Source organism: Kitasatospora sp. NPDC114501 (assembly GCF_055633695.1).
Window position 1 is genome coordinate 1 of sequence record NZ_JBVKDS010000009.1, and the last position, 23197, is coordinate 23197.

A 23197-nucleotide genomic window follows, 5' to 3' on the forward strand; every position below is an offset into this window, starting at 1 on the left:
CCGGAGAAGAAGCTGGGGATCAAGGGTTCGCCGACGCGTGAGGTGTACTTCGACAACGTGCGGATTCCGGCGGACCGGATGATCGGTGCGGAGGGGACCGGTTTCGCGACGGCGATGCGGACGCTGGACCACACCCGGGTGACGATCGCGGCGCAGGCGGTGGGGATCGCGCAGGGTGCGCTGGACTACGCCAAGGGGTACGTGAAGGAGCGGCGGCAGTTCGGGAAGGCGATCGCGGAGTTCCAGGGGGTCCAGTTCATGCTGGCGGACATGGCGATGAAGCTGGAGGCGGCGCGGCAGATGACGTATGTCGCGGCGGCGAAGTCGCAGCGCGGGGACGCGGATCTGACGTTCTTCGGGGCGGCGGCGAAGTGCTACGCGTCGGACGCGGCGATGGAGATCACCACGGACGCGGTGCAGTTGCTGGGTGGGTACGGGTACACCCGGGACTATCCGGTGGAGCGGATGATGCGGGACGCGAAGATCACGCAGATCTACGAGGGCACCAACCAGGTCCAGCGGATCGTGATGGCCCGCAACCTCCCGTAACCCGCTCCGGACGTGCACCGACGGCCGGGCCCCCGAGAGGCCCGGCCGTCGGGGCCGACCCCTGGACGCGGATGTTAGGTTCCGGTGAATGAGCGAGAAGGAAGAGCAGGACCAGCCCATGACTGACGGGCCCTCGAAGCCGGCGATGCGCGAGGCGCTGGTGGCCGCGGCCTTCGAGCTCTTCCTGGAGCGCGGCTTCGAACAGACCACCGTCGACGACATCGTCTCGCTGGCCGGCGTCGGCCGGCGCTCCTTCTTCCGCTACTTCCCGGCCAAGGAGGACGTGGTCTTCCCCGACCACGAGCGCAGCCTCGCCGAGATGACGGAGTTCCTGGACTCCGGCACCGGCGAGGAGGACCCGGTCAAGCACGCCTGCGACGCCGCCCGCCTGGTCCTGCGGATGTACGCCGAGCAGCCGTCCTTCTCCGTCCAGCGCTACCGCCTGACCCGCAGGGTGCCCGGCCTGCGGGCGTACGAGCTGTCCGTGGTCTGGCGCTACGAGCACACCCTCGCCGCCTACCTGCGCGGCCGCTACGCCGACCGCCCGGACGGCCCGCTGCGCGCGGACGTGATCGCCGCGGCCGTCGTCGCCGCGCACAACCACGCCCTGCGCACCTGGCTGCGCTCGGGCGGGGAGAGCGACTGGGTGGCCGAGGTGGACGCGGCGATGGCCTTCGTCACCGGCACCTGGAGCGACCGCCCGGCCGAGGCCACCGAGGGCGACACCGACGACGTCGTGGTGCTGGTCGCCAGCCGCCGGGCCCCGCTGTGGCGGATGGTCCAGGGCATCGAGAGCGCGCTGGGCACCGACGCCCGCCAGGTCTGACCGCCACCACCCCAACGGCGCAGCCCGGGCAGGGCCGGCCCCGGTCGACGGCCCCCGCGCCGTGCGGGGTGCGCGGCCCGGGGCGAGACTCGGTCGCAGGACGGGGCCTCCCGGTCGGCGGGCGGCCCGGGAACGCGAGGGAGCGGCGATGCCGACGACGTCCCGGCAGCCGGGCGGCGGCCCGACCCTGCGCGAGGTGCTGCTGCACGGCGGCTACCTCCGGCTGCTGCTGATCTCGGCCCTGGTCGGCATCCCGGTCTCGCTGGCGGCGTTCGGCTTCGTCGGGCTGGAACACGAACTCCAGCACTGGGTCTGGGAGAGCCTGCCGGCCGCGGCCGGCTACGGCTGGGCGCCCTGGTGGTGGCCGCTGCCTGCGCTGCTGCTGGCCGGTCTGCTGCTCGCCCCGATCGTGACCCGGCTGCCCGGGCGCGGCGGCCACGTCCCGGTGGACGGGCTGGGCGGCCCGCCCACGCCGCCGGTCGCCGTCCCCGGGGTGGTGCTGGCCGCGCTCGCCTGCCTGCCACTCGGCGTGGTGCTCGGCCCGGAGGCGCCGTTGATGGCGCTCGGCGGCGGCCTCGCCCTGCTCGCCGTCCGCTCCGCCAGGAGGGCCCGACAGCCCCAGCTGGTGGCGGTGTTGGGTACGGCGGGTGCGGCGGCGGCGATCTCCACCATCTTCGGCAGCCCGCTGGTGGCCGCGGTGATGCTGATCGAGGCGGCCGGGCTGGGCGGCCCGCAGCTGATCGCGCTGATCCTGCCCAGCCTGCTGGCCGGCGGTCTCGGGGCGCTGGTCTTCACCGGCTTCGGCCACTGGACCGGCCTGGCGATCGGCGCGCTCTCGCTGCCGCGCCTGCCGAGGAGCGGGGTGCCCGACCCGGGGGACTTCCTCTGGGGCGTCCCGCTGGCCGTCGCGATCGCCGTGGTCTGCGTGGCCGGACAGAGTATCGGCCGCCGGGTGAAGACCCTCACCACGACCGGTACCGCCCGGCAGACCGCCCTGCGTACGGTGCTGTGCGCGGTCGCCGTCGGCGGCTGCCTCGCCGCCTACGCCCTGCTCACCGGCCGCTCCCCGGAGGAGGCCGCGCTCTCCGGGCAGGCCACCCTGGGCGCGCTCGCCGCCGACCCGGCCGCCTGGCCGGTCGGCGCGCTGCTGGCCCTGGTGCTCTGCAAGGGGCTGGGCTGGTCGATCGCCCTCGGCAGTCTGCGCGGCGGCCCGATCTTCCCGGCCATCCTGCTCGGCGCGGCTCTCGGCACGGCCTGTGCGCCGCTGCCCGGCTTCGGTGCCGCGCCCGCCCTGGCCGTCGGCCTCGCGGCCTCCGGTGCCGCCGTCACCGGCCTGCCGGTCACCAGCACCGTCCTCGCCGCCATGCTGCTCGGCGGCGAGGCGGCGAACTCGATGCCGCTGCTGATCGTGTCCACGGTGGCGGCGTTCGTCACCGCGCAGTGGCTCCGCGGCCGGCCGAAGCGGGACACCGCCCGGGCCGTCAGCTGACCCCGGCCTCCGGGCCCGCGCCGAGGTACTGCTCGATCTGCTGCTGGTTCTCCACCAACCGCAGGCACAGGTGCCGCAGTTGGGCCAGCTCCTCGGGGCTGAAGCCGCGGAAGACGGCGGCCATGGCGTGCTCGGTGGGCACCCGGAACTCCTCCAGCCAGGCCAGCCCCTCGGCCGTCGCGCCGACCAGCACCGCCCGCCGGTCCTTCGGGTCCGGGGAGCGGCGGGCCAGCCCTTCCCGCTCCAGGGTGTCCACCAGCCCGGTCGCATTGCGCGGGCTCACCCCGCCGGCCCGGGCCAACTCGCCCACCGTCAGCCCCGGTTCGCCGGCCTCACCCGCCGCACCGAGCCGCACCAGCACGTCCAGCGCCCCCGCACTCAACCCCCGCCCCCGTGATCCGTGCGCCCGCAGCCGCTCCACCGCGTGGAACGCCGACCGCGCGGCGGCCGCCGCCTCCAGCGCCAGGGTGTCCCCGCCCTTGGTGAACACACCCATGGCCGTCCGCACCCTGCTGTCGTACAGCCGCCCCTCGGCGTCCCGCCCCAACGGACCGGTCGCCGCTTCCCCAGAGTTATTTACCTGCTTCATAATGAAGCAATTCTGCACTGCATGGAACGCCTGTCAAGGGGTGGTCCGCCAACGCGCCCGGAGCGGCGGAGACTTCGGCGGACGTCGGACGCGAGCCGGCGTGAACCCGTCGGTGCCCGAGGCGCTAGCCAACTGTTCCCGTACGCCCGAGCCGTGTATCGGGCCGTTCGCATGACGCCACCGGCGATCGGAGCGGCGAGACCGCGGGCCCGCGTCGGGGCCGCGGTCGGTACGGAGAGTGACGCGGGTGTGCTCCGGCCGAATGATCCTGTGAGATGGGCATACGAACTGTATTTTCGCTGGTGGGAGCGGCGATTCTGACGGAACGTGAGGCCGGACGGGGCGCGGCGCCGGTTGCGACGGGATGTGGGCCGTGGCTGTCTGAATCGCGGCGGGGCCGACCGGCGCCGCCAGCAGATCCGGAAAACTCCGTGGAGGAGATCTTCATGCGTGCTCTCAAGCGAGTCGTGGCTGTCGGCGCTCTCACCGTCCCGCTCGTCCTCGGCTGCGCCGGCCTGGCGTCGGCCGCCGAAGGCATCGACGCGAACTACGGCAAGGGCTACTTCACCGCGAACGAGAACGGTGCCGGTCTCGCGGCCGTCGAATCCCACGTCGGCCCGGACGGCGTCTCGCACGCCGACTTCTGGATCTGGGCGGACGACAACGGCGTCTCCGGCTCCTTCACGGGTTCGGGTGCCACCTTCGTCGAGGGCTGACCCGACCCGTTGTCCCGGGCCTGACCCCGGCACCGTCCCGTCGGAACAGACCCACCCCGGATGCCCGGCCGGTACCCACCGGCCGGGCATCCGGCATCCGGTGGGACGCGCCACGGTGGAAGGCCGTGACGGGAGGCCGCAGCGGAAAGCCGTGCCGGAAGAAGCGGAAAAGCAGAAAGGCCCCAGATCAACTGGGGCCTTCCGTCGGTGTCCGAGGGGGGACTTGAACCCCCACGCCCGATAAAGGGCACTAGCACCTCAAGCTAGCGCGTCTGCCATTCCGCCACCCGGACCAGGTGTCGTCCTCGCGGCTTCCGATCTCTCGTCCGTCGCGCTGACAGATGTAACTGTAGCAAAGATCGGCTTGGGCTCCCAAAACGGTTCCCGACGGGGGAGCGGGACCGGTGGCGGCGGCAAGGGGCGGCGTGTGGCGGGGGCGTGACCAGGGGGTTTCGGGAACGTGCGGGGGCTGGATCGGGATACGGGGCTGGGGGAGGATGGGCGGACGTGCTCGTACGGCCCGGGTGCAGGTCCTGGGGGTGGCGCGCTGGTGCGTCGGTGCGGGCCCAAGACGAGGAGTGACCGTGAGCGAGCGGAGCGAGTCGGCGGCCCCGAAGGTGACGGCGGAGTCGGAGGTCGCCGAGATCTGTCGCGATCTGATCCGGATCGACACCAGTAACTACGGGGACGGCTCCGGCCCGGGCGAGCGGAAGGCGGCCGAGTACGTGGCCGAGCAGCTCGCCGAGTTCGGGCTCGAACCGAAGATCTTCGAGTCGGCCAAGGGGCGGGCCTCGACCGTGGTCCGGATCGAGGGCGAGGACCGCTCCCGTCCGGGCCTGCTGATCCACGGCCACACGGACGTGGTGCCGGCCAACGCCGCGGACTGGACCCACGACCCGTTCGGCGGCGAGATCGCGGACGGCTGCGTCTGGGGGCGCGGCGCGGTCGACATGAAGGACATGGACGCGATGACCCTGGCGGTCGTCCGAGACCGGCTCCGCACCGGGCGCAAGCCCCCGCGCGACATCGTGCTGGCCTTCCTCGCCGACGAGGAGGCCGGCGGCACCTACGGGGCGCGTTTCCTGGTGGACAAGCACCCGGGGCTGTTCGAGGGCGTGACCGAGGCGATCGGCGAGGTCGGCGGCTTCTCCTTCACGGTCAACGACCAGGTCCGGCTCTACCTGGTGGAGACGGCCGAGAAGGGCATGCACTGGATGCGCCTGACGGTCGAGGGCCGGGCCGGCCACGGCTCGATGGAGAACGACGACAACGCGATCACCGAGCTGTGCGAGGCGGTCGCCCGGCTCGGCCGGCACCAGTTCCCGCTGCGGATCACCAAGACCGTCCGGGCCTTCCTGGACGAGCTGTCGGACGCGCTCGGGGTCGAGCTGGACCCGGAGAACATGGACGAGACGCTGCGGGTGCTCGGCGGCATCGCCAAGATGATCGGCACCACCCTGCGCAACACCGCCCAGCCGACCATGCTCGGCGCGGGCTACAAGGTCAACGTGATCCCCGGCCAGGCCACCGCGCACGTGGACGGGCGCTTCCTGCCCGGCTACGAGGAGGAGTTCCTGGCCGAGCTGGACAGCGTGCTCGGCCCGCGCGTGAAGCGCGAGAGCCTCCACTCGGACAAGGCGATCGAGACCGGCTTCGACGGCGCCCTGGTCGAGGCGATGCAGACCGCACTGCGGGCCGAGGACCCGATCGCCCGCGCGGTGCCGTACTGCCTGTCGGGCGGGACGGACGCCAAGTCCTTCCAGGACCTGGGCATCCGCTGCTTCGGCTTCGCGCCGCTCCAGCTGCCCCCGGACCTGGACTTCGCCGGGATGTTCCACGGCGTGGACGAGCGGGTGCCGGTGGACGGCCTGAAGTTCGGCGTCCGGGTGCTGGACCGTTTCATCGACGCCTGCTGAACTCTGATCAGGCGACTGGGTCGGCCCGTTCCCGGAGTACCGGGGGCGGGCCGGCCGCATTGTCCGAGCTGATGATTGTGGGACAGGGAGAAGGAGATCGACAGAAACGATTCCTCCCGAAATCCCTGGCTGATCATTTGTGCGAGACCTCACCGTTGCGGGTGAATGGGAGATCCGCTCCGTACCCCGTTTGCCGCAGCGTCGTTCATCCCTGTGCAGCCCGCCGAACGGGTTGCGTTGTCCATACAGGAGGAATGATGAAGGTCAAGAAGATCGCCGCTGTCACCGCCGCCACCGGTGGTCTGGTGCTCGCCGCCGCGGGTGTCGCGTCCGCTCACGCGGGCGCCGAGGGTGTGGCCGCCGGCTCCCCGGGCGTGCTGTCGGGCAACCAGATCCAGGTCCCGGTCCACATCCCGGTCAACTTCTGCGGCAACACCGTGAGCGTCGTCGGCGTGCTGAACCCGGCCTTCGGCAACCACTGCGCCAACGTCTGAGTCGACCTCCGGGCCGCCGAGGCCTGTTGAGCCGAACTCGGACCTGCCCCCGGGCGGCGGACGCGCCGTGCCGGGGGCGTTCGCTTTCCCGGCGGCCCGTCGGGGGTCCGTCAGGACCCGGCCGGCGGGCCTCCCGGGGTCGTCGGATACACGGAACCCGACACGATCGCTCGATCGGGTGAAGCTGATTCGTTCGGCTCAACCTCCCGGTTGGCCCCTCGTTAACTCGTGTGCAGCCGAAGCCCTTGCGTGATTTACGGATATACCGAAATTCCGACTTTTTAAAGGTTCACGTCAAGGTCGACCCGTCGTCTCGAAATGTCAGGGGAAAACATGAGGAATGTAGCCAAGAAGGGGATCCTCACGGCCGTGGCCACCGGCAGTGTGCTGGCCTCGACCGCCGGCTACGCCTATGCGGGGGGAGCCGAGGCACAGGGGGTGGCCACCGGTTCACCCGGCGTCGTCTCGGGCAACTCGGTCCAGGTGCCGATCCAGGTGCCGATCAACGCCTGCGGCAACACGATCGACGTGGTCGGCTTGCTGAACCCGTCCTTCGGCAACCACTGCGCCAACGTCAACGGCGGAAGCCACCCGGCGGGCAAGCCCGCCCAGGGCGGCCAGCCCGGCGGCGGCTCGGGGGCCACCGGCGGCGGCCACACCGGTGGAGGCGCGGGCGGCGTCGACGGCTCCGGCGCCGGCGGGAGCCAGGGCACCGGCGTTCCGGGCACCGCGGTTCCGGGCGCCAACGTTCCGGGCGTCACCGTCCCGGGCGCCGGCGCCTCCGGCACCGCCACCAACTCGGCGGGTGTGATCTCCGGCAACAGCGTCCAGGCGCCGGTGGACGTCCCGGTCAACGCCTGCGGCAACTCGGTGAACGTGGTCGGCGTCGGCAACCCGGCGTTCGGCAACCACTGCGCCAACGTGGAGAAGGTCGTTCCGGTCACCCCGGCCCCGCCGGCCGAGGGCTGCGCCGAGGCCTGCCCGACCCCGCCGCAGGTCTCCGCCGAGGAGGTGACGAACCCGCGCATCGGCGGTGTGTCCGCCGCGGCCGTCGTCGCGGCGCCCGCCGCCCCGGACGCTCCGGCCGCCCAGCTGGCCTCCACCGGTGCCGGCGGCGTCGAGCTGCTCGGTGCCGCCGGTCTCGCGCTGCTGCTCGGCGGCGGCGTGCTCTACCGCCGGGCCCGGGCCGGCGCCCGCTGACCCGCCAGGGCCCGTAGACACGCTCTGGGAACGACGCACCCGCGGCCGCCGAGCGAACGGGCGGCCGCGGGTGGGTGAAGGCTCGGTGCGAGTCCCGCCCGGGCCCGTGCTGCCCCGCCCGTCACCAGCTCCGGACCTGCCGGATGATCCGCCGCTTCAACCGGACCGTCCGGCTGCCATCGGGGAACAACCTGAGCCGGTCGAGCTCCCAGTGCCCGTACTCGGCGTGCTCGGTGAGTAGTTGGCGCGCCGCGTTGCGCGTGGTACCGCGCGGCATGCGCAGGGACTGGTACTCGTACTCCGGCTGCCGGACCGGCTTCCGTGGGGTCAAAACGCTCCTCCTGGGGATCACCTTCGGGCAAGCCTAAGGCCTGCCCAGGACAGTCGGCCCGGGTATTTCCGGCCGTCCTCCCGTGCGGAGGCGGCGGCCCGGAGGGCGACGACCGCGCGGTCGACTGACAGCCCATCAGTTCTGTTGCCGCTGTGAAGGGAATACCCCGATCCCGGCGCGCGAAGCGGCACCCGGACTGCCTCGGCGGGCCGGGCGCGCGCCCTCCGCGCCTGTTTCGCGCCGGTGTCACCGGAGGACGAAACGGAACGGATCGGGCATCAGGGCGGAAGTTGCGGTGAAATCGCGGGTGTAGGTGACAACCGCTGTGCGTACCGACACCGCGGGGAGATAGCGTCTGCACCATGTCTGATGCCGCGCAGCCCACCATTGCCGAGGTACGCGCCGCCGCTGAGGCGGTCAAGGCCGCCATCGACCGTCATCTGGAAGCGGTGTCAAGCCCCAACGCAGCCGATGATCCCGCCGTGTCCGCCGCCTACGAGCAGCTCGCCACGGCGGCCATCGCCTACGACCAGCTCCTGTACGAGGCCTACGACGAGGTGACGCCCTTCGAGATCCCCGGGGACGAGGGTCCTGGCGGTTACCACGGACCGGAACAGCCCGAGGCGATCAGTGTGTTGATCCGTCGCGACTACCACGTCGTCGACCCCAAGCGGCTGCGTGCCCAGGCGGAGCGGCTGGACGAGTCGCTGGCCCCGGGCGAAGTCGGCGCGGGCGAGGTGAACGCCGCGATCGGCGTGCTGTTCGGCGAGTACGAGCCCGACGAGATCGCCGCCCGCAGCGAGGAGTTCGGCCTGGAGGAGGCCGACTCGACGCTCTGGGTCGCGGCCGCCGAGCCGACCGAGCCGGGCGAGTGGCTGCCCGAACCCTTCGAGCACGCCGACCCGCAGCTGCTGATCTGCCGGTTCGACGTGAGCGAGGTCTACGACGACGAGGATCCGGACGACTGACGCCGTCCAGGACGGCCGACGGGCGGGCCCGGGATCACCGGGGCCCGCCCGTCGTGCGTTCCGGTCGGCGGCCCGCCGCGACGGGGCCGGCCGGAACGCCGGTCAGGACTCCGAGGCTGCGGTGTTCTCGGCCAGGACCGCCCGCAGCCGGGTGGTGCGCGGCTGCGCCGGGCGCTCGGCGACGGCCTGGGCGAGCGCCGGGCCCACCGCGTGCACCACGGACAGGTGCCGCTCGCCGCGCCCGAAGGCGGTGTAGACCCACTGCCGGGTGAGCGCGGGGGCGGCGTCCTCCGGGAGCACCACGACCGCACCCGGCCAGCGCCGGCCGAGCGCCTGGTGGACGGTCAGCGCCCAGCCGTGCCGTAGCCGGGCGGCCTCGGCCGGCGGGACGGTCCGGCGCGAGCCGTCCGCGTACTCCAGGTGCAGACCGGTGGCGTCGCCGTCCAGCACCCGCGCCGGGCGGGTGACGCCGGGGGTGGGGGAGTCGACCACCCGGTCACCCGGGTCGAAGCCGCCGAACCGGCCGGGGCCGGGGTTGAGCCGGGCCTTGGCGGCGGCGTTCAGCGCGCGGGTGCCGGCCGTGCCGCCGTGGCCCGGGGTGAGCAGCACCACCTGCTCGACCGGGATGCCCAGCGCGCGCGGGATGGAGTCGGTGAGCAGCTGGATGGCGCGGTGGACGGCCTCGCCGGCGTCCTTGGCGGTCAGGATGACCACCTCCTTGTCCGGCGCCTCGACCGGCTGGAGCTCGCCGATGCCGACGCCGGAGACCAGCTCGCCGATCGGGCCGAAGTCCGGGGTGCGGGAGGCGACCGCCGGGCAGGCCCTGGCGGCCAGCAGGTCGGCGAAGAACCGGCCGGGGCCGGCCGACCAGAGCTGGCCCGGGTCGCCGCTGAGCACCAGCCGGGTGCCGTCGGCCAGCGACTCGAGGACGATGGCGGCCAGTTCGACGTCCAGCAGTGGGGCGTCCAGGACGACCAGCAGGTCCAGGGCGAGGGTGCCGTCCGGGGCACGGCCGGGGCCGGCGGCGCCGGAGAGCAGCTCGGCGAGGGTGACCACCGGGGCCTCGGCCCCGGTGCCGGCCCCGGTGAGGGCGGCGAGGGAGTCACGGCCCTGGTCGGTCCAGGTGGCGGCCCACGCCCGCAGCCCGAGGCCCCGGGCGGCGGTGACCAGCGCGGCCGGCTCGGCGCGGGCGGCCTCGCCGCCGGTGTGCAGCACCAGGGCGTGCTCGGCGACGGCGGTGATCAGGGCGGTCGCCGAGGAGGACGGCGCGGCCTCGGCGGCGGCCGCCCAGGCGGTCGGGCCGGGGGCCGCGGGGGCCTGCTCGGCGGAGTCCTCTGCGGCCCCGGTCTCCGCAGCCCCCTCCTCGGCCCCGTCCTCCTCGGCCTCGGCGGAGTCAGGAGCCTCGTCGGCCGGGTCCTCGCCCGGCACGAAGGTGGCCATCAGCTGGAGCAGCTTCTCGGCGAGGCTGTCCTCGGCCATCGCCAGCCCCTCCAGGGCGAGCAGCGTGCGGGTCGGCGCCTCGTCCTCCTCGCCGCCCCCCGCCGCGAGCGCCTCGGCGCCGGTCAGCTCCTCCTGGAAGGGCAGCACCCGGCCGTCCGCGACGGCGGTCTGGATCGCGGCGCCCGGGTCGGGCATCCGGAGCCGTTCGAGCCCGGCCGCCACCTCGACCAGCTCCTGGGCCGAGTGCCCGCGCAGCGCCGCCTGCTCCAGCAGCCACGGCACCAGCGCCCGGGCGCGGCGCTCGTCGCCCGGACCGGCCTCGGGGCCGAGCAGCTCACGGGCGAAGCCGTCCGCGTGCTCGGGCCGGACGCCGGGCAGGCCCAGCACCGCCCACGGGTCCTCGCGCAGCCGCCGGGGGGCCTCCTCGCCGAACTCGGCCACGGCGGCGGCCGCCAGCTCGGCCGGGGCGCCGCCGGCGGCCAGCACCTCGGCGGTGGCGCGGATCGCCTCGCGGCGTTGCTCGTCGGACACCGCCGGGGCGGGAACGGCCGGGGCGGAGACCGGAGCGACCGGGGTGGAAACCGGGGAAGCCGGAGCAGCCGGCGCAGGAGCCGGAGCGGCCGGGGCGGTCGGCTCCGACTCCTCGGGCTCCGGGGTCTCGGGCTCCGGAGCCTCGGCCGTCGGAGCTTCCACCGTCGAGGCCTCCGCCATCGAAGCCTCCGCCCGGGCGGCACCCGCCCGCGCGGCACTCGCCGCGGCGTCCTCCGGCTGCATGGCACGGATCCGCTGGGCCAGCTCTGCGAACTTCGCCGCCTTCATCTCCGGGCTCAGCCGGCCCCCGGCGGTCACCTCCGGAGCGCCGTTCCCCGTGTCAGTCATCGTCGTCCGCTCCAAGGTCACTCCACTGCAGGTTCTGCTCGACAACCAGGGCCGGGGGTCACAGCTCGGTCCACCCCTGGTCCGGGTAGCGGTGCACCGGCGACGAGATGTCGTCCAGCGCACCACGGATCTCATCCGGAAGCGTAAGCGCCTCCACCGACAGTGACGCCTGCAACTGGGCCACCGTCCGGGCCCCGACCAGTGCGCTCGCCACCCCGGGCCGGTCCCGGACCCAGGCCAGCGCGACCGCCAGCGGGGTGCTGGCGAGCCCGTCGGCGGCGGTGGCGAGGGCGTCCACGATCCGCCGCGAGCGCTCCCCGAGGTACGGCTGGACGAACCCGGTCAGGTACGGCGAGGCGCCGCGCGAGTCCTGGGGGATGCCGTGCCGGTACTTGCCGGTGAGCACCCCGCGCCCGAGCGGCGAGCCGGCCAGCACCCCGACCCCGGCGTCCAGCGCGGCGGGCAGCGCCTCCCGCTCGATGCCGCGCTGGAGCAGCGAGTACTCCAGCTGCACCCCGGCCAGCGGCACGCGTCCGTGGTGGGCGCGCTGCCAGGTGGCGGCCCTGGCGAGCTGCCAGCCGCTGAAGTCACAGACCCCGACGTAGCGGGCGCGTCCGGAGGCGACGGCGATGTCGAGGGCGCTGAGCGTCTCCTCGGCCGGGGTCACCGGGTCGAAGGAGTGCACCTGCCACAGGTCGACGTAGTCGGTGCCGAGCCGGCGCAGCGAGGCGTCCAGGGCGGCGAGCAGGTGGCCGCGCGAGCCGTCGAAGCGGCGGGCGGACTCGGGGACGCTGCCGGCCTTGGTGGCGACGACCAGCTCGGAGCGCGGGATCAGGCTGTCGGTGAGCCGCGAGAGCAGGTACTCGGCGCCGCCGTCCGCGTACACGTCGGCGGTGTCGACCAGGTTGCCGCCGGCGTCGACGAACGCCTTGAGCTGCTCGGCGGCCTCGTGCTCGTCGGTGTCGCGGCCCCAGGTCATGGTGCCGAGGCCGAGCCGGGAGACCTGGAGGCCGGTACGGCCGAGGTGACGCTGTTCCATCGGACTGGCCCTCCACTGGCCGGTGGCCCCGGGAGCCCCGGCGGCCCTGTGAACGCGCAGGTGGGGAGAGCACTCCCCACGTCGGCTGAGCGTAGCGGCCGGTACCCGGACAGGGGTGCAGACCCGCAGAACGATCACTGGGGCGGAAACCCCGGGGGAGTGTGACCCAGCCCACCACTACCCGTCAGTAGCATGTCCGGCGCGGGCGCGGTTACCCTCGCCACAACCCCAACCCACTGGAAGGTGCGGCAGATGCGACTCGGGATCAACCTCGGCTACTGGGGGCTCGGCATGGACGCCGACAACATCGCCGTGGCCCAGGAGGCCGACCGGCTCGGCTACTCGGTCTGCTGGGCGGCGGAGGCGTACGGCTCGGACGCCGCGACCGTGCTCAGCTTCGTCGCCGCCAAGACCGAGCGGATCGACGTCGGCTCGGCCATCTTCCAGATCCCGGCCCGTACCCCGGCGATGACCGCGATGACCGCCGCGACCCTGGACACCCTGTCCGGCGGCCGGTTCCGGCTCGGCCTCGGCGTCTCGGGCCCGCAGGTGTCCGAGGGCTGGTACGGGGTGAAGTTCGACAAGCCGCTCGCCCGCACCCGCGAGTACGTGGAGATCATCCGCAAGGCGATGTCCCGCGAGCGCCTGGTCCACGAGGGCGCGCACTGGACGCTGCCGCTGCCCGGCGGCCCCGGCAAGCCGATCAAGCTCACCGTGCACCCGGTGCGCGAGCACATCCCGCTGTACATCGCCGCGATCGGCCCGAAGAACCTGGAGCTGACCGGCGAGATCGCCGACGGCTGGCTCGGCATCTTCTTCTCGCCCGAGCACGCCGCGCTCTCCCTGGACCCGCTGACGGCCGGCCGGGCCAAGGCCGGGCGGACCCTGGAGGGCTTCGACCTCTGCCCGACCGTGAACCTCGCGGTCGGCGAGGACATCAAGGCCGGCGTCGACGCCCTGCGCTCGTACGCCGCGCTCTACATCGGCGGCATGGGCAGCAAGGAGAAGAACTTCTACAACCAGCTCGCCCGGCGGATGGGCTACGAGCAGGCCGCCGACGAGGTCCAGGAGAAGTACCTCGCCCGCGACTACGCCGGCGCCGCGGCCGCCGTTCCGCACGACCTGATCGACGCCACCTCGCTGATCGGCGACACCGCCCGGATCGCCGACCGGATGCAGGCCTACGCCGACGCGGGCGTCAGCACGCTCACCCTGGCCCCGGCCGGGTTCACCCTGGACGAGCGGATCCTGGCGCTGCGCACCGGCGTCGAGGCGCTGGAGCGCGCCGGACTGGCCTGACCGGACGGGCGGTGGGCAGGCGGCGCGACCGGCCCTACAGCCAGTCGTGCCGCTTGAACACCCGGTGCAGCACCAGGCAGACCACGACCATCACCACCAGCACCACCGGGTAGCCCCAGACCTGGTGCAGCTCGGGCATGTCGTCGAAGTTCATCCCGTAGACGCCCGCGATCATCGTCGGCACGGCGGCCAGCGCCGCCCAGGCCGAGATCTTCCGCATGTCGTTGTTCTGCTGGACGCTGACCTGCGCCAGGTTGGCGCTCAGGATGTCGGACAGCAGCCGGTCCATGCCGTCCACCTGGTCGTTCACCCGGGCCACGTGGTCGGCGACGTCCCGCAGGTAGGGCGCGGCCTCGGAGCGGACGAAGCGGACGCCGCGCTCCAGGGCGAGCATCGGCTCCAGCAGCGGGCCGGTGGCCCGACGCACGGACATCACCTGGCGCTTGTAGCCGTAGATCCGGCCGGCGGTGTCGCGGCCGACCCGGCCGGGGGCGAAGATGTCCGCCTCCAGCTCGTCCAGGTCGCTCTGGAGCGCGGTGGCCACGTCCATGTAGCCGTCCACGATGGTGTCGCAGACCGAGTGCAGTACCGAGCTGGGCCCGTAGCGCAGCAGTTCGGGATCCTGCTCCAGAGTGGCGCGGAGGCCGCTGAGCGGGCTGTCCTCGCCGTGCCGGACGGTCATCACGAAGTCCGGGCCGAGGAAGACCATCACCTCGCCGACCGTGACGACGTGCGCGCCGGGGTGGTAGCCGAGGGTCTTCAGGGTGACGAACAGCGAGCCCTGGTAGGCCTCCACCTTGGGGCGCTGGTGGGCGCTGACGGCGTCCTCGACGGCCAGCGGGTGCAGTGCGAACTCCTGGCCCACGTGGTCGAGTTCCTCGGCGGTGGGCTCGAACAGACCTATCCAGACGAAGCCGTCCGGACCGGCCGCGCGGGCGGCGGCGAGCGCGCCGGCCAGGTCCTCGGGGGCCTCGATCCGGCGGCCGTCGTGGTAGGCGGCGCAGTGGACGATCATGCGGGCCATTGTCACCCGGGGCGGGGCCGTCCGGCGAGGACCCGGGAGGAACCGGTCCACCGGTCCCGGGTGCCCGGGCCGGTGCCCGACCCGGCGGCCCGGGCGGGGAACCGGGCCCCACGGCCGGGCCCGGAGGCCGTAGGCTGACCCCATGCCCACCCTGCTGCTCGTCCGTCACGGCCGCTCCACCGCGAACACCGCCGGAATCCTGGCCGGTTGGACTCCCGGCGTGGACCTCGACGACACCGGGCGGGCCCAGGCCGCCGCGCTGGCCGGCCGGCTGGCCGGCATCCCGCTGGTGCAGGCGGTCAGCAGCCCGCTGGAGCGCTGCCGGCAGACGCTGGAGCCGCTGCTGGCGGTGCGGCCCGAACTCGGCCCGGCGGCCGAGGACGAGCGACTGGGGGAGTGCCACTACGGCGACTGGACCGGCCGCCCGCTGGCCGAGCTGGCCAAGGAGCCGCTCTGGCGCACCGTGCAGGACCACGCCGCCGCGGCCGCCTTCCCCGGCGGGGAGTCGCTGCGCGCGCTGAGCCACCGCACGGTGGACGCGGTGCGCGAGTGGAACCAGAAGATCGCCGCCGAGCACGGCGAGGACGCGGTCTGGCTCGCCTGCTCGCACGGGGACGTGATCAAGGCCGTGGTGGCCGACGCTCTCGGGCTGCACCTGGACCACTTCCAGCGGATCAGTGTCGAGCCCTGTTCGGTCACCGCGATCCGCTACACCCCGCAGCGGCCCTTCGTGCTGAGGATGGGCGACACCGGCGACCTCGGCCCGCTCGCCCCGAAGCCCGGCCCCGCCGCGGCCACCCCGGCCGGTGACGCGGTGGTCGGCGGCACCGCCTGACCCGCGCCGCCGACGGGCCGTCCGGGGAGGCGCCGTCCGGGCGGCACCGTTCGTTCCCCGGGTGCCACCCCGCCCGCGGCCGTCGGCTCGGCTCCCCGGCCGGAGCCCGGAGGTCGTAGGGTGACTAACGAGTCCATCCGGCCGCGACCCGCCCCCGGCGGAACCGCGCCGACCGACACGATCCGGAGCGAGAGCGTGCCCCGTCAGGTCTTCTTCTACGACCAGCCCGAACGGTTCGTGGCCGGCACCGTCGGCCAGCCCGGCGCCCGGGCGTTCTACCTTCAGGCCAGCGCCCGGGGCCGGATCACCAGCGTGCTGCTGGAGAAGAACCAGGTCGCGGCGCTCGCCGAGCGCATCGAGGAGGTCCTGGACGAGGCGCTGCGGCGCAGCGGCGGCGACGCCGCCATCCCGGCCGCCGCCCCGAAGGACCTGCTCGACACCGCCCCGCTGGACCTCCCGCTGGAGCAGGAGTTCCGGGTCGGCACCATGGCCCTGGCCTGGGACAGCGTGGAGAGCTGCCTGGTGGTGGAGGCGCAGGCGCTGGTCGAGGACGAGGAGGACGAGGAGGCCGCCGAGGCGGTCTTCACCGACGACGACACCGGCCCGGACATGCTGCGGGTGCGGCTGTCCGGCGCGATGGCCCGGGTCTTCGCCAAGCGTGCGCTGGACCTGGTCGCGGCCGGCCGCAAGCCCTGTCCGTTCTGCAACCTGCCGCTCGACCCGGAGGGCCACCTGTGCCCGCGCGCGAACGGCTACCGGCGCTGAACACCGACACCCCGCCGCAGGCCGACCCGTCGGCCGCCGCCGCGCTGGCCGCCGACGTGCCCACCGCCCTCGCGCTGCTGCGCCAGGGCGAACTGACCGTGCACGGCCGGCTCACCGACGCCTCCAACGCCGCGCTGTACTGCACGGTGGCGCACGGCTCGCTGAGCGCCCAGGCCGTCTACAAGCCGGTGGCCGGGGAGCGCCCGCTGTGGGACTTCCCGGACGGCACGCTGGCCGGGCGCGAGGTCGCCGCGTACGAGCTGTCCGCCGCGACCGGCTGGGCGCTGGTCCCGCCCACCGTGCTGCGTGACGGCCCGCACGGCCCGGGCATGGTGCAGCTGTGGGTCGAGCCGGACCCGGGGGCCGAGCCGCTGCTCGCCCTCCAGGACCCGCGCGGCCCGGAGGCGGGCTGGCTGCCGATCGTCCGGGCCGAGGTCGAGGGCGGGCGGACGGCCCTGCTGGTGCACCACGACGACCGGCGGCTGCGCCGGCTCGCCGTCCTGGACGCGGTGCTCAACAACGCCGACCGCAAGGGCGGCCACCTGATCCCGGCCGCCGACGGCCGGGTGTACGGCATCGACCACGGCGTCACCTTCAACACCGAGGACAAGCTGCGCACCCTGCTCTGGGGCTGGGCCGGGGACCCGCTGCCGGCCGAGGCGCTGGAGGTGCTGGCCCGGCTGGCCGAGCAGCTGGACGGCGAGCTCGCCGAGCGGCTCGCCCCGCACCTGACGGCGGCCGAACTGGACGCGACCCGGGCCCGGGTGGCCGGGCTGCGCGGTTCCGGGCGGCATCCGCTGCCGCCCGAGGACTGGCCCGCGATCCCCTGGCCGCCGGTGTAGCCGGGGCGGTCCGCCCCCGGAGACCGGGTCCCGGCCGTCCACCCGGGAGCGCCGGTGGTCTGGACCGGTCGATGAAAACGGCGCCCAGATGGTCTGGACCTGTCCCCGGAAAAGGTCGCACACTGCTCCGATGGACGTGCGACGGACCACCCCCACCCCCCGAACCGCGCCGGACCTGCCGTTACACCGGTTACAGGTCCCGCTGCCCCAGCTGCTCCCCTTCGCCATCGGCAGTTTCGACGCGATCGGCCCGCTCTCCCGGGCCGGCTTCCCCCACCGGCACTCCTTCTACGAGATCGTCCACGTCACCGGCGGCCACGGCGCCCATGTCCTGGACCTCGTGCACCGGCCGCTGGCGCCACCGCAGTTGTGCGTGATCACCCCCGGTCAGGTGCACTACTGGGCGGACGCCGAGGAGCTGGCCGGGCGGGTCGTCCTGTTCAACGAGGACTTCCTGCTCGGCCACCCCCAGGACCTCGCCGCCCTGCGGGCCCTGGCCACCCGCCCGGCCCTCGCGCTCGGCGAACAGGCCGACGCGGTCGCCGGGCTGCTCGCCGACATGGAGTACGAGTACCGGACCAGGGCGCCCGGCTACCAGGGTGTGCTGCGGGCCAGCCTGCACATCCTGATCGTCCGGGCGCTGCGCGCCTGTGCTCCGGTCGACCGTCCGGCGGTGCCCAGCCGGCCGGCCGAAGTCGCCGCCGCCTTCACCAGGTTGATCGCCCGGCCGGGCGGGGTGCGGCACTCGGTGGCCTCCATCGCGCAGGAACTCGGGGTCTCTCCGGGGCACTTGCAGACCCTGGTGAAACAGGCCACCGGCCGGACCCCCGGCGGGCTGATCCGCCGCCAGCAGACCCTGGAGGCCAAACGGCTGCTCGCCTGCACCGATCTGACGATCCGCCAGGTCGCCAAGGAGGCGGGCTTCGCCGACCCGGCGTACTTCTGCCGGTTCTTCCGCAGGGAGACCGGGATGACCCCGGGGGAGTTCCGGTCCAGGGTCGACGGAAATCACCACGATCCCCGGATCATGTCCATCGCGGTCGCGCCGGACGGCCCGTAACTTTGCTGCTGGCCACCGGTGGCCGGTCCGGCGCGCGCGAACGGGCCGCCGGTTCGGCCCTTGTCATGCCCCCACCATGGCAAGGGCCGCCCCCCACCTCCCCGCCTCACGAGAAGGAGACGGCGCATGCCCACGCCCGACGGCATGATCAGCCGCAAGACCGTCCTGAAGGCCGCCGCCGCGCTCGGGGCAGCCCCGCTGCTGGTCGGCGGTGGAGTCGCCCTGGCCCGGGACCGGATCAGCAGCGGCGAGCCGCTCGGTTTCACCCCCGAGTGCCACGACGGGGACGCCCCCACCATCGAGCAGACCGAGGGCCCGTACTTCAAGCCCAACTCCCCGCTGCGCAGCTCGATGGTCAACGACGGTCCCGGTACCCACCTGATCGTCAGCGGCTACGTGTTCGGCCGCGCCTGCCGGCCCATCTCCGGCGTGCTGCTGGACTTCTGGCAGGCCGACGACAACGGCGACTACGACAACGTCACCTACACCTTCCGCGGCCACCAGTTCACCGACGCCAACGGCGCGTACAAGCTGGACACCATCGTGCCCGGCCTCTACCCGGGCCGCACCCGGCACATCCACGTCAAGCTCCAGGCCCCCGGCCGCCCGATCGTCACCACCCAGCTGTACTTCCCGGGGGAGCCGCGCAACAGCACGGACACCATCTACGACGCCCGGCTGCTGATGAACGTCCGCCAGAACGGGCCGACCCGGGAGGGCACCTTCGACTTCGTGCTGAACGTGCCGCAGACCCCGGGCACGCCGAGCCCGACGCCCACGCCCACCCCGACCGCCACCCCCACCGGCGGCCCGACCACGCCGCCGGGCGGCACCTGGGCCCCGGGCACCTCCTACAACGCGGGCGACCGCGTGACCTACTCCGGCGTCTCCTACACCTGCCTCCAGGCGCACACCGCCATGGTCGGCTGGGAGCCGCCGAACGTGCCGGCCCTCTGGAAGCGGTCGTAGCGGCTCCGACCGCGCCCCCGGGGGCGCCGGGCGCCCGGTCGGCGGCAGGGCCGACCGGGCGCTCAACCGTGTCCGGAAACGGGGCCACGGGTGCCCCGAGCAGGGCCGGGCGCACCCGGAGCCGCGGCCGGTTTCCGTCCATTACCAGTCGGGAAACCGTCGGGCAACGGTAGGAATCGAATCCAGTCGATCTTTCGTACTGGTTAGGCTTTCAAATGTTCGCAAGGTTAAAGTTGTTTCCATGCATGCCTGGCCCGCCTCCGAGGTTCCCGCCCTGCCTGGTCAGGGGCTCCCCCTTCGTATCCACGACACCGCAGCGGGCACGGTCCGGGAGGTCGTGCCGCTGGACGGCACCGCCCGGATCTACGTCTGCGGCATCACCCCCTACGACGCGACCCACATGGGCCACGCCGCCACCTACAACGCGTTCGACCTGGTGCAGCGCGTCTGGCGGGACGCCGGTCACGACGTCCTGTACATCCAGAACGTCACCGACGTCGACGACCCCCTGCTCGCCCGCGCGGTCGAGACCGGCCAGGACTGGACCGCCCTGGCCGAGCGCGAGACGGCCCTGTTCCGCGAGGACATGACCGCGCTGCGGATGCTGCCGCCGGACCACTACATCGGCGCCGTCGAGTCGATCCCGTGGATCGTCCCGATCGTCCAGAAGCTGCTGGCCTCCGGCGCCGCCTACGAGGTGGACGGCGACATCTACTTCTCGGTCGACGCCGACCCGCACTTCGGCGAGGTCTCCGGGCTCACCCGCGAGGCCATGCGCCCGGTCTTCGCCGAGCGCGGCGGCGACCCGGACCGCCCCGGCAAGCGCAACCCGCTGGACGCCCTGCTCTGGCTGGCCGCCCGCCCGGGCGAGCCCGCCTGGGACACCGAGCTCGGCCACGGCCGCCCCGGCTGGCACATCGAGTGCGTCGCCATCGCGCTGCAGTACCTCGGCATGTCCTTCGACATCCAGGGCGGCGGCAGCGACCTCTCCTTCCCGCACCACGAGATGGGCGCCGCGCACGCCCAGGTCGCCACCGGCACCCACCCGTACGCCAAGGCGTACGTGCACGCCGGCATGGTCGCCCTGGACGGCCACAAGATGTCCAAGTCCCGCGGCAACCTGGTCTTCGTCTCGGCGCTGCGCCGCGAGGGCGTCGACCCGGCGGCGATCCGCCTGGCGCTGCTCTCGCACCACTACCGCGCGGACTGGGAGTGGACCAAGAGCACCCTGGACGAGGCCGTCGAGCGCCTCGCCCGCTGGCGCGCCGCGGTCTCCCGCCCGGACGGCCCGGCGGCCGAGCAGCTGCTCACCGAGGTGCGCGCGGCGCTCGCGAACGACCTGGACGCGCCCGCCGCGCTGGCCGCGGTCGACCGCTGGGCGGCCCGGCAGGAGGCCGACGGCGGCACCGACACCGGCGCGCCCGGCCTGGTCACCCGCACCGTGGACGCCCTGCTCGGCGTCGCGCTGTAACACCCCGCACCACACGCCGAAGGGGCGTCAGGACCCGATGTCCTGACGCCCCTTCGGTCGTACGACCGCCGTACGTCCGTGCGACGGCCGTACGGCGGTCACTCCTCCTCGGAGCCGTCCTGCCCCTCCCGGGCGCCGCCCGGCGCCTCCGGATCGGCCGGCCGCTCCGCCGTGGCGTGCCCGGCCACCGGCTTCTCGCCCGTCGGCCCGACGTTCTCCCGGCGGCGCAGGTAGCGCTCGAACTCGCGGGCGATGGCGTCGCCGGAGGCCTCCGGCAGCTCGGCGGTGTCCTGCGCCTCCTCCAGCTGCTGGACGTACTCGGCCACCTCGCTGTCCTCGGCCGCCAGCTGGTCCACGCCGAGCTGCCAGGCCCGGGCGTCCTCGGCGAGCTCGCCCGGCGGGATGCGCAGGTCCAGCAGGTCCTCCAGCTTGTTGACCAGGGCCAGCGTGGCCTTGGGGTTCGGCGGCTGCGAGACGTAGTGCGGCACCGCGGCCCAGAGCGTCACGGCCGGCACGCCGGCGTGGGTGCAGGCCTCCTGGAGCACCCCGACGATGCCGGTGGGGCCCTCGTAGCGGCTCTCCTCCAGGTCCAGCCGGCGGGCCAGGTCCGGGTCGGAGGTGACCCCGCTGACCGGCACCGGGCGGCTGTGCGGGGTGTCGCCGAGCAGTGCGCCCAGGATCACCACCAGCTCGACGCCCAGCTCGTGCGCGACGCCCAGCAGCTCGTTGCAGAACGAGCGCCAGCGCATGCTCGGCTCGATGCCGCGGACCAGGACGACGTCCCTGGTCGTCGGTTCCGTCACCCGGACCACCGAGAGCCGGGTGGTCGGCCAGGTGATCCGGCGGACGCCGCCGTCCAGCCAGACCGTGGGCCGGTTGACCTGGAAGTCGTAGTAGTCCTCCGCGTCCAGGGCGGCGAACACCTTGCCGCTCCAGGTCTCGTCCAGATGTGCCAGAGCCGCGGAGGCGGCGTCGCCCGCGTCGTTCCAGCCCTCGAAAGCGCAGACCATCACCGGGTCGATCAACTCGGGAACATCTTCCAGCTCGATCACCCAGCGTCTCCCTCCGGTCGGCGGTCGGACCCGCGCCGCCCCGGCTGGCCTGCCGGGGCGCCGACGGCCGGCTGCCGACTGTCGAACCTCTCGTCGCCCGTGGAACGCCTCGCTCCACGGTCCCTACCTGCCCAGCCTACGGGCTTTGATGCGCACCACGGCCGGGCACCGGGACAGTCTGGGGGAGCGGACCGCCGGGATCCACCGGATATCGGAAGGCCCCGGGCTGACGGTTCGTCAGCCACTGGTTCGGGTGCGGACCGTGCCCGCCCGGTGGCCCAGCGCGACGACGCGACCCGGTCCCGGACGCTAGGGCGCGCCCACCCAGCCGCTGCGGTACGCGGCCCAGTGCTCGGGCAGCGCGGCGAAGTCCACGTACAGCGCGACGCCGAAGCGTGCCCGCTGCCGGTCCTCCCGGCCCAGGCCCAGCCGCACGCCCCGGACGGCGGCCCGGACGGTCTCGGCGTCGCCCCAGTGGCCCCACCTGTCGTCCCAGTAGAACGGCAGGCCGATCAGCAGGTCCACGTCGGCCGGGGTGGACCGCAGCGCCAGTTCGGTCTGGCGGGCGACGTAGCCGCCGTACAGCGGCTCGGTGGGCATCGAGGTGTCGTACGTCATCACCGCGATCTGGTCGACCCGGCGGGCGGTCTCGGTGAAGTACGCCCGGTCCCACCACTTGCCGTGGTCGGTGAGCAGGATGCCGGCCGTGTGCAGGCCCGGGACCGGGTCGATCTGCGGGGCCGCCACCGACAGCTCGGCGCCGCGCGCCGCGGTGACCGGGCGGACCTGGTCGAGCAGGGCCAGCCAGCCGGCCGAACCGGGGCGGATCGGCTCCATGTCGAAGTGCACGCCGTCGAAGCCGAGGTCCAGCACCTGCCGGGCGGAGGCGGTGACCCGGTCCCGGGTGGGCGCGTCCTCCAGGTCCAGGGCGCCCTTCTCCGGCTTGACCTCGTCACCCAGCCAGCTCTGCAACCGCACGTCCGGCAGCGCCCGGTGCACGGTGTCGGTGAACCAGCGGCCCCGGGGATGGACGGCGGGCGGCAGCGAGCCGTCGTGCTCCAGCGGGCCGGTGTGCACGTACAGGTCGCGGATGCCGGTGCCGGCCAGCTGCTGGACCAGCGCGGCCACGTCGGCCTCGGTCTTGCGGCCGTCCACCCAGGCGTGGCCGAGCCAGAGCGCGTCCCGGCCCCGGGTGCGGGCGTCGGCGGCGGGCTCGCCGGTGTAGTGCAGCCGGAACATCACGAACACCGAGCCCAGCGCGGTGGCCGGCACGGCCGCCACCAGCACCAGCACCAGCAGTGCCCGGCGCCACCGGGACCAGGCCCGCCAGCGGTTGCGCAGCATGCGGAACGGGGCCGTCACGGCCCGGCCGACACGCTGCGCGGAGGTCCGGAATCGGGCCACGCGCATGCTCCCCCCTCGGGATCGAGCGCTCAGGATACGG

The 23197-nt window shown here is 73.8% G+C and carries 22 protein-coding genes and 1 tRNA gene; 15 read left to right on the top strand and 8 right to left on the bottom strand.

The annotated features are described in order from the left end of the window. From ACZ7RU_RS17845 to ACZ7RU_RS17855, 3 genes are all read left to right on the top strand, one after another. Positions 1-549 (top strand): acyl-CoA dehydrogenase family protein (locus ACZ7RU_RS17845; protein ID WP_470341880.1); only part of this gene is annotated, 549 nt, incomplete at its 5' end. Positions 550-637: 88 nt separating this feature from the next. Further along, a complete protein-coding gene (locus tag ACZ7RU_RS17850) occupies positions 638-1375 on the top strand; it encodes a TetR family transcriptional regulator (protein ID WP_470341881.1) in 738 nt (245 codons plus the stop codon). Between the two features lie 148 nt (positions 1376-1523). Beyond that, the gene (locus ACZ7RU_RS17855; protein ID WP_470341882.1) at positions 1524-2864 is read left to right on the top strand and encodes a chloride channel protein; all 1341 of its coding nucleotides are present in this window, start codon (positions 1524-1526) and stop codon (positions 2862-2864) included. Here the strand turns inward: ACZ7RU_RS17855 and ACZ7RU_RS17860 are convergent. Beyond that, on the bottom strand, positions 2857-3360 hold the full coding sequence (locus tag ACZ7RU_RS17860) for a MarR family winged helix-turn-helix transcriptional regulator (RefSeq protein ID WP_470341883.1): 504 nt from the start codon (positions 3358-3360) through the stop codon (positions 2857-2859). The two genes, ACZ7RU_RS17855 and ACZ7RU_RS17860, sit on opposite strands and share 8 nt — an antisense overlap. A 539-nt stretch (positions 3361-3899) precedes the next feature. Between ACZ7RU_RS17860 and ACZ7RU_RS17865 the strand changes: the two genes are divergently transcribed. Further along, positions 3900-4169: a hypothetical protein gene (locus tag ACZ7RU_RS17865; RefSeq protein ID WP_401104604.1), complete on the top strand. Its 270-nt coding sequence runs from the start codon at positions 3900-3902 to the stop codon at positions 4167-4169. A gap of 208 nt (positions 4170-4377) precedes the next feature. Here ACZ7RU_RS17865 and ACZ7RU_RS17870 read toward each other — a convergent pair. Next, positions 4378-4462 (bottom strand) — tRNA-Leu (locus tag ACZ7RU_RS17870). Between the two features lie 291 nt (positions 4463-4753). Between ACZ7RU_RS17870 and ACZ7RU_RS17875 the strand changes: the two genes are divergently transcribed. The 3 genes from ACZ7RU_RS17875 to ACZ7RU_RS17885 all read left to right on the top strand — a co-directional run bounded on the left by ACZ7RU_RS17875 (position 4754) and on the right by ACZ7RU_RS17885 (position 7779). Further along, positions 4754-6085: a M20/M25/M40 family metallo-hydrolase gene (locus tag ACZ7RU_RS17875; RefSeq protein WP_470341884.1), complete on the top strand. Its 1332-nt coding sequence runs from the start codon at positions 4754-4756 to the stop codon at positions 6083-6085. A gap of 254 nt (positions 6086-6339) precedes the next feature. Beyond that, complete coding sequence (locus ACZ7RU_RS17880) at positions 6340-6579, top strand: chaplin (protein WP_470341885.1); 240 nt, start codon at positions 6340-6342, stop codon at positions 6577-6579. A gap of 369 nt (positions 6580-6948) precedes the next feature. Then, a complete protein-coding gene (locus ACZ7RU_RS17885; protein WP_470341886.1) occupies positions 6949-7779 on the top strand; it encodes a chaplin in 831 nt (276 codons plus the stop codon). Between the two features lie 121 nt (positions 7780-7900). Here ACZ7RU_RS17885 and ACZ7RU_RS17890 read toward each other — a convergent pair whose 3' ends face one another. Continuing rightward, the gene (locus ACZ7RU_RS17890) at positions 7901-8110 is read right to left on the bottom strand and encodes a DUF5703 family protein (RefSeq protein WP_224285495.1); all 210 of its coding nucleotides are present in this window, start codon (positions 8108-8110) and stop codon (positions 7901-7903) included. Positions 8111-8472: 362 nt separating this feature from the next. Here ACZ7RU_RS17890 and ACZ7RU_RS17895 point away from each other — a divergent pair, with 362 nt between their 5' ends. Next, the gene (locus ACZ7RU_RS17895; protein ID WP_470341887.1) at positions 8473-9078 is read left to right on the top strand and encodes a hypothetical protein; all 606 of its coding nucleotides are present in this window, start codon (positions 8473-8475) and stop codon (positions 9076-9078) included. Positions 9079-9180: 102 nt separating this feature from the next. Here the strand turns inward: ACZ7RU_RS17895 and ACZ7RU_RS17900 are convergent, their stop codons facing one another. Both ACZ7RU_RS17900 and ACZ7RU_RS17905 read right to left on the bottom strand, forming a co-directional pair. Beyond that, a complete protein-coding gene (locus tag ACZ7RU_RS17900; protein WP_470341888.1) occupies positions 9181-11397 on the bottom strand; it encodes a helix-hairpin-helix domain-containing protein in 2217 nt (738 codons plus the stop codon). A 58-nt stretch (positions 11398-11455) separates the two neighbouring features. Then, positions 11456-12436: an aldo/keto reductase gene (locus ACZ7RU_RS17905; protein ID WP_470341889.1), complete on the bottom strand. Its 981-nt coding sequence runs from the start codon at positions 12434-12436 to the stop codon at positions 11456-11458. 252 nt (positions 12437-12688) lie between these two features. Here ACZ7RU_RS17905 and ACZ7RU_RS17910 point away from each other — a divergent pair, with 252 nt between their 5' ends. Next, positions 12689-13735 (top strand): LLM class F420-dependent oxidoreductase, encoded by a 1047-nt coding sequence (locus ACZ7RU_RS17910; RefSeq protein WP_401104618.1) that lies wholly within the window; start codon positions 12689-12691, stop codon positions 13733-13735. A 34-nt stretch (positions 13736-13769) separates the two neighbouring features. Here the strand turns inward: ACZ7RU_RS17910 and ACZ7RU_RS17915 are convergent, their stop codons facing one another. Beyond that, the gene (locus ACZ7RU_RS17915; RefSeq protein WP_470341890.1) at positions 13770-14750 is read right to left on the bottom strand and encodes a magnesium and cobalt transport protein CorA; all 981 of its coding nucleotides are present in this window, start codon (positions 14748-14750) and stop codon (positions 13770-13772) included. A gap of 151 nt (positions 14751-14901) precedes the next feature. Here ACZ7RU_RS17915 and ACZ7RU_RS17920 point away from each other — a divergent pair, with 151 nt between their 5' ends. The 6 genes from ACZ7RU_RS17920 to mshC all read left to right on the top strand — a co-directional run bounded on the left by ACZ7RU_RS17920 (position 14902) and on the right by mshC (position 20701). Continuing rightward, on the top strand, positions 14902-15594 hold the full coding sequence (locus ACZ7RU_RS17920; protein ID WP_470341891.1) for an MSMEG_4193 family putative phosphomutase: 693 nt from the start codon (positions 14902-14904) through the stop codon (positions 15592-15594). A 195-nt stretch (positions 15595-15789) separates the two neighbouring features. After that, positions 15790-16359 (top strand): DUF3090 domain-containing protein, encoded by a 570-nt coding sequence (locus ACZ7RU_RS17925; RefSeq protein WP_387759846.1) that lies wholly within the window; start codon positions 15790-15792, stop codon positions 16357-16359. A 44-nt stretch (positions 16360-16403) separates the two neighbouring features. Next, the gene (locus ACZ7RU_RS17930; protein ID WP_470342169.1) at positions 16404-17201 is read left to right on the top strand and encodes an SCO1664 family protein; all 798 of its coding nucleotides are present in this window, start codon (positions 16404-16406) and stop codon (positions 17199-17201) included. Positions 17202-17331: 130 nt separating this feature from the next. Further along, positions 17332-18261, top strand: a complete 930-nt coding sequence (locus ACZ7RU_RS17935) for a helix-turn-helix transcriptional regulator (protein WP_470341892.1) — start codon at positions 17332-17334, stop codon at positions 18259-18261. Between the two features lie 126 nt (positions 18262-18387). Further along, a complete protein-coding gene (locus tag ACZ7RU_RS17940) occupies positions 18388-19230 on the top strand; it encodes a dioxygenase family protein (RefSeq protein ID WP_470341893.1) in 843 nt (280 codons plus the stop codon). Positions 19231-19471: 241 nt separating this feature from the next. After that, positions 19472-20701 (top strand): cysteine--1-D-myo-inosityl 2-amino-2-deoxy-alpha-D-glucopyranoside ligase, encoded by a 1230-nt coding sequence (gene mshC / locus ACZ7RU_RS17945; protein ID WP_470341894.1) that lies wholly within the window; start codon positions 19472-19474, stop codon positions 20699-20701. Between the two features lie 98 nt (positions 20702-20799). On the opposite strand, the gene ACZ7RU_RS17950 is transcribed toward mshC, so the two are convergent. Beyond that, positions 20800-21753, bottom strand: a complete 954-nt coding sequence (locus ACZ7RU_RS17950; RefSeq protein WP_470341895.1) for a PAC2 family protein — start codon at positions 21751-21753, stop codon at positions 20800-20802. A 309-nt stretch (positions 21754-22062) separates the two neighbouring features. After that, on the bottom strand, positions 22063-23163 hold the full coding sequence (locus tag ACZ7RU_RS17955) for a glycoside hydrolase family 18 protein (protein ID WP_470341896.1): 1101 nt from the start codon (positions 23161-23163) through the stop codon (positions 22063-22065). Positions 23164-23197: the final 34 nt, after the last annotated feature.

Coding starts and splice junctions, on each gene's coding strand:
- ACZ7RU_RS17850 (WP_470341881.1), top strand. CDS start 638: ATGAGCGAGAAGGAAGAGCAGGACCAGCCCATGACTGACGGGCCCTCG.
- ACZ7RU_RS17855 (WP_470341882.1), top strand. CDS start 1,524: ATGCCGACGACGTCCCGGCAGCCGGGCGGCGGCCCGACCCTGCGCGAG.
- ACZ7RU_RS17860 (WP_470341883.1), bottom strand. CDS start 3,360: ATGGGTGTGTTCACCAAGGGCGGGGACACCCTGGCGCTGGAGGCGGCG.
- ACZ7RU_RS17865 (WP_401104604.1), top strand. CDS start 3,900: ATGCGTGCTCTCAAGCGAGTCGTGGCTGTCGGCGCTCTCACCGTCCCG.
- ACZ7RU_RS17880 (WP_470341885.1), top strand. CDS start 6,340: ATGATGAAGGTCAAGAAGATCGCCGCTGTCACCGCCGCCACCGGTGGT.
- ACZ7RU_RS17895 (WP_470341887.1), top strand. CDS start 8,473: ATGTCTGATGCCGCGCAGCCCACCATTGCCGAGGTACGCGCCGCCGCT.
- ACZ7RU_RS17900 (WP_470341888.1), bottom strand. CDS start 11,397: ATGACTGACACGGGGAACGGCGCTCCGGAGGTGACCGCCGGGGGCCGG.
- ACZ7RU_RS17905 (WP_470341889.1), bottom strand. CDS start 12,436: ATGGAACAGCGTCACCTCGGCCGTACCGGCCTCCAGGTCTCCCGGCTC.
- ACZ7RU_RS17910 (WP_401104618.1), top strand. CDS start 12,689: ATGCGACTCGGGATCAACCTCGGCTACTGGGGGCTCGGCATGGACGCC.
- ACZ7RU_RS17915 (WP_470341890.1), bottom strand. CDS start 14,750: ATGATCGTCCACTGCGCCGCCTACCACGACGGCCGCCGGATCGAGGCC.
- ACZ7RU_RS17920 (WP_470341891.1), top strand. CDS start 14,902: ATGCCCACCCTGCTGCTCGTCCGTCACGGCCGCTCCACCGCGAACACC.
- ACZ7RU_RS17935 (WP_470341892.1), top strand. CDS start 17,332: ATGGACGTGCGACGGACCACCCCCACCCCCCGAACCGCGCCGGACCTG.
- ACZ7RU_RS17940 (WP_470341893.1), top strand. CDS start 18,388: ATGCCCACGCCCGACGGCATGATCAGCCGCAAGACCGTCCTGAAGGCC.
- mshC (WP_470341894.1), top strand. CDS start 19,472: ATGCATGCCTGGCCCGCCTCCGAGGTTCCCGCCCTGCCTGGTCAGGGG.
- ACZ7RU_RS17955 (WP_470341896.1), bottom strand. CDS start 23,163: ATGCGCGTGGCCCGATTCCGGACCTCCGCGCAGCGTGTCGGCCGGGCC.